This window comes from Amycolatopsis sp. NPDC006131 (assembly GCF_040614175.1).
Lineage (GTDB): Bacteria > Actinomycetota > Actinomycetes > Mycobacteriales > Pseudonocardiaceae > Amycolatopsis_E > Amycolatopsis_E tucumanensis.
The window spans coordinates 119,088-126,528 of the sequence record NZ_JBEXTX010000008.1 but is presented as its reverse complement, the minus strand read 5'-3'; the positions used below and the strand labels follow the sequence as shown (position 1 = coordinate 126,528).

7 protein-coding genes are annotated in these 7,441 nt (G+C 72.1%); 1 reads left to right on the top strand and 6 read right to left on the bottom strand.

Translation table 11 applies throughout. The features are described 5' to 3' along the window. Positions 1-39 precede the first annotated feature (39 nt). The 6 genes from ABZ215_RS07675 to ABZ215_RS07650 form a co-directional block, all read right to left on the bottom strand. Positions 40-990, bottom strand: a complete 951-nt coding sequence (locus ABZ215_RS07675) for a zinc-binding dehydrogenase (protein ID WP_354948581.1) — start codon at positions 988-990, stop codon at positions 40-42. Next, on the bottom strand, positions 987-1,844 hold the full coding sequence (locus ABZ215_RS07670) for an alpha/beta fold hydrolase (RefSeq protein WP_354948579.1): 858 nt from the start codon (positions 1,842-1,844) through the stop codon (positions 987-989). The genes ABZ215_RS07675 and ABZ215_RS07670 overlap by 4 nt, the downstream gene beginning before the upstream one ends. A 106-nt stretch (positions 1,845-1,950) precedes the next feature. Continuing rightward, positions 1,951-2,817 (bottom strand): alpha/beta hydrolase, encoded by an 867-nt coding sequence (locus tag ABZ215_RS07665; protein WP_354948577.1) that lies wholly within the window; start codon positions 2,815-2,817, stop codon positions 1,951-1,953. Continuing rightward, complete coding sequence (locus ABZ215_RS07660; RefSeq protein WP_354948575.1) at positions 2,814-4,085, bottom strand: peptidase dimerization domain-containing protein; 1,272 nt, start codon at positions 4,083-4,085, stop codon at positions 2,814-2,816. The genes ABZ215_RS07665 and ABZ215_RS07660 overlap by 4 nt, the downstream gene beginning before the upstream one ends. After that, entirely contained in the window at positions 4,082-5,014 is a 933-nt protein-coding gene (locus tag ABZ215_RS07655) for a hypothetical protein (RefSeq protein ID WP_354948573.1), read from the bottom strand. The genes ABZ215_RS07660 and ABZ215_RS07655 overlap by 4 nt, the downstream gene beginning before the upstream one ends. Next, on the bottom strand, positions 5,014-6,240 hold the full coding sequence (locus tag ABZ215_RS07650; RefSeq protein WP_354948571.1) for an aromatic ring-hydroxylating dioxygenase subunit alpha: 1,227 nt from the start codon (positions 6,238-6,240) through the stop codon (positions 5,014-5,016). Before ABZ215_RS07650 ends, ABZ215_RS07655 begins: the two co-directional genes overlap by 1 nt. A gap of 204 nt (positions 6,241-6,444) precedes the next feature. Here ABZ215_RS07650 and ABZ215_RS07645 point away from each other — a divergent pair, with 204 nt between their 5' ends. Beyond that, on the top strand, positions 6,445-7,428 hold the full coding sequence (locus tag ABZ215_RS07645) for an NAD(P)/FAD-dependent oxidoreductase (protein ID WP_354948569.1): 984 nt from the start codon (positions 6,445-6,447) through the stop codon (positions 7,426-7,428). The last annotated feature ends 13 nt before the right edge of the window (positions 7,429-7,441 follow it).

The window sequence follows — 7,441 nt, the reverse complement described above, 5'->3', positions numbered from 1 at the left end:
GGCCCGGCCAACGGACCGGTCCGCTGACCGGACCCGGCACTACGGGATGAGCACCGCGCGGCCGCGCACCCGCCCGGCCCGCAGGTCCGCCACCGCGGCGGCGGCGTCGGCCAGGTCGTACCGCTGCACGGCCACCTCCAGCTCACCGGCGGACAGCCGCTTCACCAGGTCACCGGCGATCTCCCGCGCCCGGCGCTCCCGCCGGATCATGTTGACCGGCATCAGCGCCACGTCGTCGAGGAGCCAGGACGGCAGGTCGACGCGCACCTCGGTGCCGGTCACGTAGCCGATCACCACCGCGCGGCCACCCGGCCGGACCCAGCGGGTGCGGGCCACGAGCCCGTCGCCGCCGAGGGTGTCGACCAGCAGGGACGCCGGGCGGTCCGCGGTCAGCCGGGCCGCGTCGTCCGAGTCCAGGCTCACGCCGCGCACCCCGTCCGGCAGGCCGGCCAGCTGGTCCGCGTGCCCGACGACACCGGTGACCTTCGCGCCCGCGAGCAGCGCCTGCTGGGCCACCATCGACCCGACCGCGCCGGCCGCGCCGACGACGACCACCTCTTCGTCCGCGCCCAGCCGGGCCACGTCATGCAGGGCCACGAACGCGGTGGTCGCCGGGACGAAGAACGTGGCCGCGACCTCGGGCGGCAGCGGGGACTCCAGCCGCCGCACGGCCTTGACCGGCACGCTCAGCCGCTCGCTCCAGGTGCCGTCGCGCAACAGGCCGAGACCGCCGCCACGCAGCATCACCTGCATCCCCGGTTCCAGACCGGAGTCCGCGTCGCACTCGAGCACCGTGCCCGCGCCCTCCACGCCGCCCGCGTAGGGCAGCGGGGGTTTGAGGTCGAAGTTCCCGCCCGCCACGGTGGTGTCCAGGTGCGCCACCGCCGCCGCCGTGATCCCGACCAGCACCTCGCCCGCGCCGCGCACCGGTTCCGGCACGTCGTCCACCACGGGCGCGGAGCCCCAGGCGTGGAACCGCGCCGCCCTCATCGGGTGGAAGCCTTGCGCAGGAACTCCAGGCTCAGCGGGTTGTAGCGGGCGGCCTGCTCGTGTTGCGGCCAGTGCCCGCAGTCTTCGAACAGCTCCAGCTGGGACCCCGGGATGTTCTCGTGCATCGCCGAGGCCTCGGGCACCTCGCCGAACGGGTTCTGCCGCCCCCAGACGATCAGCGTCGGCTGCGTGATGCGCGCGAGGTGCTCCGGCCGCAGCAGGTTGCGCTGTCGCCGTTCCATGTCCTGCAACGACAGGAGGTTGTCCACATTGGCCACGAACTCCGGCGTGTGGTAGATCGCGTGCCGGACCTCCACCAGCTCCTCCGTGGCGTTCTCCGCGCTCGCCATGAGCAGGCGCAGCCGCTTGCGGGTCAGCTCGACGTCGTCGGACTCCACCGCCTTGCGCGTGCTGGTGCGGATCCGGTCCATCACCTCGGGGTTGGCCACGGTGCCGCCCGCGCACAGCAGCTGCAGGCTGAGCACCCGCTCCGGCGCCTCGATCGCGGCCCGCGCGCCGACCCAGCCGCCGAGCGACTCGCCGACGATGTGCGCGGCCCGGATGCCCACCGCGTCGAAGTAGTCCAGGAGGTGACCGACGTAGTCGGCGATCTCGTAGGGGCGGGCCGGCTTGCCGGTGTAGCCGTGGCCGAGCATGTCGATCGCGTGCACGTCGAACTCGCTGTGCGCCACGATGTTGCGCGCGAACGCCTCCAGGTGCCCGCTGGTGCCGTGCAGGAACACGACCGCCTCGGCGTCCGGGTTCCCGGCGCGCAGGGTGCGGGTGGGCACGCCGGCGGCGTCGACGTACTCGACGCGGAAGGGGATCGGGCTCAGTTCGGTCCAGATGCTCACTGGTGCTCCTTGGTGTTGATGCGGTGGACCTGGGTGTTGCTGCCGGCGGCGAGCTTGCGCAGCGCCGCGACCGCGACGGCGGTCAGGGACAGGGCGAACAGGACTCTCATGCGGGAACCCCTTCTCCGACGAGGGAACGGAAGAAGCCGTCGACCACCGCGTGGTAGGCGTGCGGGCGTTCCTCCTGCGGGTGGTGCGAGACGTGGTCCATGACGTGCAGGTTCCCGTTCGGGACCATGCGTGCCAGCATCAGCGGGTAGTCGGGGGTGAGGAACGCGTCCTGCATGCCCCAGATGAACAACACCGGCGCCTGGATCCGGCCCAGTTCGTCCGTCAGGTCCTGCCAGTCGCCGCGCGGCGAGTCCGACATCGCGGCCAGCTCACGCTCGCCGGGGTCGAGGCTCTGCTGGTACCGCAGGTCCAGGGTCTCCTCGGGCAGCTTGTCCCCGTCGTACCACTCCAGGGTGGTGATGAGGTGGCGCATCTTCTCCCGCGTCGGGCCCTCGCCGCCGTAGTAGGCGTCGCGGGCGTTGCGGCCGCGGCGGCCGCCTTCGGGCAGCGGTGCGAGCGGGCCGTAGAAGACCGGCATGCTCCCGGTGACGACGAGCGAGCCCACCCGGTCCGGGTACTTCGCGGCGAGGTTGAGCGCGATCGTGCCGCCCCAGGAGTTGCACACGAAGTCGGCGCGCTCGACGCCGAGGGTGTCCAGCAGTGCCACGGTCTTGGCCGCGTGGTGGTCCCACATCGGCCCGGTGATGGGTGTCTTGGCGGAACGGCCGTACTGCTGGATGTCCACCAGCAGGCACCGCCGGTCCGCGGCGAACAGCGGCGCCACCGGCCCGAAGTCGCTCCACGCGGTGCAGCCGGGGCCGCCGCCGTGCAGGAACACGGTGTCCGGTCCGGAGCCGAGGTCGTGGTAGTGGTAGGTGATGCCGCCGGCCTCGGCGTAGTGGCTTTCCGGTGGTGGGGTCATGCTGCTTCCTTCCCGGTGGTGGACAGGGTCGTGCGCGCCAGCACCTCGCACAGGCGGCGCATCGCGCGCACGTCGACGGTGTTCATGCCGCGGCTGAAATCCACCTCGAACTCGTCGGAGGTGATCTTCGGCATCCCGACACGGGCCGTGGGGATGCCGCGGGCGCGCAGGATGTTGGCGTCGGTGGCGCCGCTGTTGTCCGGCACCGGCTCGTGCGGACGGCCCGAGGTCTGCTCCCACGCCTCGATCGCGGCACGCACGATCGGCGCGTCCGGCGGGGTGCTGGTGCCGGGGATCGCGAGCACCATCTCCAGGCCGAGAGCGGGGTCCAGCCCGGCGAGGAACGCGGCCAGTTCCCGTTTGACGGCCAGCGGCCTGGTGCCGGGCTCGATCCGCACGTCCAGCCGGATCCGGCACGCCGCCGGGGTGACCGCGAGCATCCGCTCCCAGCCCCCGGCGATCGAACCGATGACGCCCTGCGGCAGCGCGGTACCGGTGCGGTGCCGTGCCGGGTAGTCCGCCAGCCACTTCTCCAGGCGGGTCACGACGTCCGCGGCGGTGACGATCGGGTTGCGGTAGGGCAGCCGGTGCCTGCTGCCGGCGTAGGTGTGGATGCCGGGGACGGTGATCTCGAACCAGCACAGCCCGACCTCGTCGTGCGCGACGAAGTCGCCCGGCTTGGCGATCACCGCGTGGTCGGTGTGCCAGCCGCGTTCCAGCAGGAACGAACAGCCCGCGCCGTGCCCGGTGTTCGCCCGCGCCGGGTACCCCGGCGCCTCGATGGCGTTCGTGGGCATCCCGCCGGCGCCGAACGCCACCACGACGTCACCCGCCAGTTCGGGCCGCACCGCGCCCAGCGCCTCGGCCAGCACCAGCAGGCACGCGGCGTGTCCCTTCGGGTTGCTCGCGCCGAGGCCGGAGACGAACGGGCCTTCGTCCCGTGCTTCCGGGAGCATGTCCGGCCGCAGCTCCGGACCGATCCAGGGTACGTCCAGTTCGGACTGTCCCGTGGTGAGTGTGTCGATCGGCGCGTACAGCATCAGGTCCGCACCGCCGCCCGAGCCGGGGAGCCGGCCGACGGCGTTGGCCTGGAACTCGTCGAGGTGCTGGACCTGCGCGGCGAACCCGGCTGCCGCGAGCCGGGACGCGAGCAACCGCGCGAGCGGGGCTTCCCGGCCGGTGGGACTCGGCACGGCCGCGACCGCCCGCGCCGCCGCCCGCAGCCGGTCCTCGGTGATCTGCGCCAGCACCGCGTCGAGGGCGGTCACGGCCGGATCACCGCCACCCCCATCCCGGTCAGCCACTCCGGCATGGGGGAGTAGGCCAGCGCGCGGCCGGGGGCGAACCCGAGCGCGGCGGCCATCACGAGCCAGCTGCGCAGTTCCTGCCCGCCGTTGCCGGCGAGCTCGCCGATTTCCGCGGCGGTCATCGCGGTGTACTTCGCCAGCTCGCCGCGTTCCAGGTCGGCCAGGAAGGCCTCGTCGAACTCGGGGAACAGCACCGGGCGGGCAGCGGTGATGATCTCGCGGCGACGGCCGTCGTAGCGCTCCCAGTCGCCCCGCCCGTTGAGCCAAGCCTCCACGAGGAACTCCTCGTCCGCGCCCTCGGGCGCGCGCCAGTCGTCGGGCCAGGGCAGCTGGTGCGACAGCCCGCCCGACGCGATCACGACCACCCGCAGGTCCGCCGGCAGCGCCTCGATGGCGGCGGTGAGGTTGCGGCCCAGTTCGGCGCAGCGGTCCGGGCGCGGCAGCGGTGCGGCGAACACGTTGACCACCAGCGGCACCACCGGCACGTCGATGCCGTCGAGCAGGTACTGGATCGCGTGGGTCTGGCCGTGGTCGATCTGCAGGCGCGCGGAGATCGCGACCTCGGTGCCCCGCTCGACGAGGTCCCCGGCCAGCCGCTGCGCGAACTCCGGGGCCGTCTTCTGCGGCCCGGACGGCGTTTTCGCCTCCCCGGAGGCGATGACCTCGCCGACCCCGAGCGTGAACGACGGGATCATGTCCAGCCAGAACCCGCGGAAGTGGTTGGAGCCCACGATGATCGCGACATCCGGCGCCGCCGCGGCGATCTCGTCGCGCGCTTCGCGCAGTGCGTCGCGGAAGCGCTCGGCGCGGTCGGTGTGCACGACCTTGTCCCAGTGGGTGTTCATCAGCGTCGAGTGCGACGCGCCCACACCCAGCACCACGCGCGCCATCAGTCCACCTCCGGCACGGCGACGGTGATGCCCTGCCCGGCCAGCCGCTCCACCCGCTCCTCGCAGGTGTCCTCGGCGAGCTTGCGCCACTTGAGCAGCGAGTCGTCGGGCCGGTAGAGCTTCTCCGGCGGTGCGTCGGTCACCTCGACCATCCACTTGTCCTGCCCGGAGAACTGGCCATGGAACAGCCAGCGGACGAAGCCGAGGTACTTGGCGTAGAACGGCAGCGCCCGCCAGCCGCGCTGGAAACTCGCCATCACGCCGACGTAGAGGTGGTTTTCGGCGTCCACCGGCACGTAGAACTCGTAGTGGATGAAGGTGGGGTAGACGATGCGCAGCACGCCGGGCATGCTCACCGACGCGAAGCCGGGGAACTCCTGCGCCGCGATCACCGGGTTGGTTTCGCGGTGGCTGATGGTGTTGCCGATGTTGGCGACCTCCTTCGGCGGCTTCAGCTTGAACCAGGCCTGGTTGTCCCAGCGGCCCAGGCCGGGGAAGTCGGCGGTCCAGTACTGCTTGTCCTGCACCCGGTAGATCCACCGGCCGCGCTGGATGATCCGGGTCTCGTTCCACACCGGCATCGGCTTGAACAGCCGCCACAGCGCCGTGCGGTGCAGGTACTTCGCGTGGCCCTCGTCGTAGCCGTTCTCGCACGCGAAGCGCCAGTTCCCCTCGCGCGGCTGGATCCGCGATCCGACCACCGCGGCGTTGCCCACCAGCTCCTCGGGCAGCTGCTCGTCGATCGGGTGCGGCTGCTCGCCGTCGCCGACGAAGATCCACACCATTCCCAGGCGCTCCTCGGCGGGGTAGGTCGGCTGGGTGACCTTGCCGCAGATCGGGGAGGACGGGCCGTCGGTGATCGCGGCCGCGAGGTTGCCGGTCTTCAGGTCGAACGTCCAGCCGTGGTAGGGACACGAGATCGTGCCGGGGAACTGCTGGTTGCCTTCGGACAGCGGCACGCCGCGGTGCGGGCACCGGTCCTTCAGCGCGTAGACCGTGCCGCGGTCGCGGATCACGACGATCTTCTCCCCGAGCAGGGTGATCTGCCTCGGCTTGCCAGTGAACTGCGACGAGTAGCCGACCGGGTACCAGTAGCCGCGGAACCCGGCGGCGGCGGCCTGGTAGTGCGGCCAGCTCGACCAGTCCTGGCGCCCCGGGAGTTTCGTCGCCCGCTGGTTGCGACGACGTGGGGTGGTGGTGACCTGCTCCCCGTTCTGCACGCTCATGACCGCTCCCAATCCGTTGTGTGAAGCCGTGAGCGAGTCCACCACCGGTGTGGCGTGCGACCAACGCGCCGGGTCCGCTCACCGGACCGCGATCCGGAATCCGGTGCCTGTTCCGTTCACCGGTCCGCGATCCGTGGCTCCGCCCGGCGGGCGTGCCTACCGTGCGCAGGTCCGTCCACTCACGACTCCGACGGAGGTCGGCCCATGCCACCCACCCCCATCGTCACCGACATCCTGCTGGTCGGTGCCGGCCCCACCGGGCTCTACGGCGCCTACTGCGCCGGGTTCCGCGGACTGCGCACCGTCGTCGTCGACGGGCTGCCCCAGGCAGGCGGGCAGATTTCTGCGCTGTACCCGGAGAAGGAGATCCTCGACGTCGCCGGGTTGCCCGGGGTGCGTGGCCGCGACTTCGTGGCGGCGCTGCTCGAGCAGGCCGGCCGCTACGATCCCGAGTACCTGCTGGGCAGGCAGGCGGTGTCGCTGGCCCACGTGGACCGCCGCTGCCACGTCACCCTGTCCGACGGGCAGGTCGTGGACGCCGGCGCGGTGATCCTGACGGCCGGGATCGGCACGTTCACCCCGCGCAAGCTGCCCGCGGGGGAGGAGTTCCTCGGCCGCGGCCTGAGCTACTTCGTCACCGACCCGCGGGCGCACACCGGCCAGAACGTGCTCGTCGTCGGCGGCGGGGACAGCGCGGTGGACTGGGCGCTGGCGCTGGGACCGATCGCGAAGTCGGTCACCCTGGTGCACCGGCGTCCGGCGTTCCGCGCGCACGCCGCGAGTGTCACCGCGGTCACCGAAGGTGGCACGTGCATCGTGACCGACGCCGAGGTGGAGGCGCTGACCGGGGACGAGGTCCTGCGGTCGGCGCACGTCCGCGTGCGTGGCGAGGACGCGCCGCGGGTGTACGAAGTGGACAGTGTCATCGCCGCGCTCGGGTTCGTCAGCAACCTCGGGCCGCTGGCCGGCTGGGGCTTGGCGCTGCGCGGCCGCTCGATCCTCGTCGACACGCGGATGCGCACCAGCGTGGACGGCGTGTACGCGGCCGGGGACGTGACCGAGTACGAGGGCAAGGTGCGTCTGATGTCCGTCGGGTTCGGTGAGGTCGCCACGGCGGTGAACAACGCCGCGGTCGCGCTCGACCCGGAGCTGTCCCTGTTCCCCGGTCACTCGACCGACAACTCCTGAACCTGGAAGGAAA

Bases quoted from the DNA above. Each gene is read 5' to 3' on its own strand.
- ABZ215_RS07675 (WP_354948581.1), bottom strand. From the start codon at position 990: ATGAGGGCGGCGCGGTTCCACGCCTGGGGCTCCGCGCCCGTGGTGGAC.
- ABZ215_RS07665 (WP_354948577.1), bottom strand. From the start codon at position 2,817: ATGACCCCACCACCGGAAAGCCACTACGCCGAGGCCGGCGGCATCACC.
- ABZ215_RS07655 (WP_354948573.1), bottom strand. From the start codon at position 5,014: ATGGCGCGCGTGGTGCTGGGTGTGGGCGCGTCGCACTCGACGCTGATG.
- ABZ215_RS07650 (WP_354948571.1), bottom strand. From the start codon at position 6,240: ATGAGCGTGCAGAACGGGGAGCAGGTCACCACCACCCCACGTCGTCGC.
- ABZ215_RS07645 (WP_354948569.1), top strand. From the start codon at position 6,445: ATGCCACCCACCCCCATCGTCACCGACATCCTGCTGGTCGGTGCCGGC.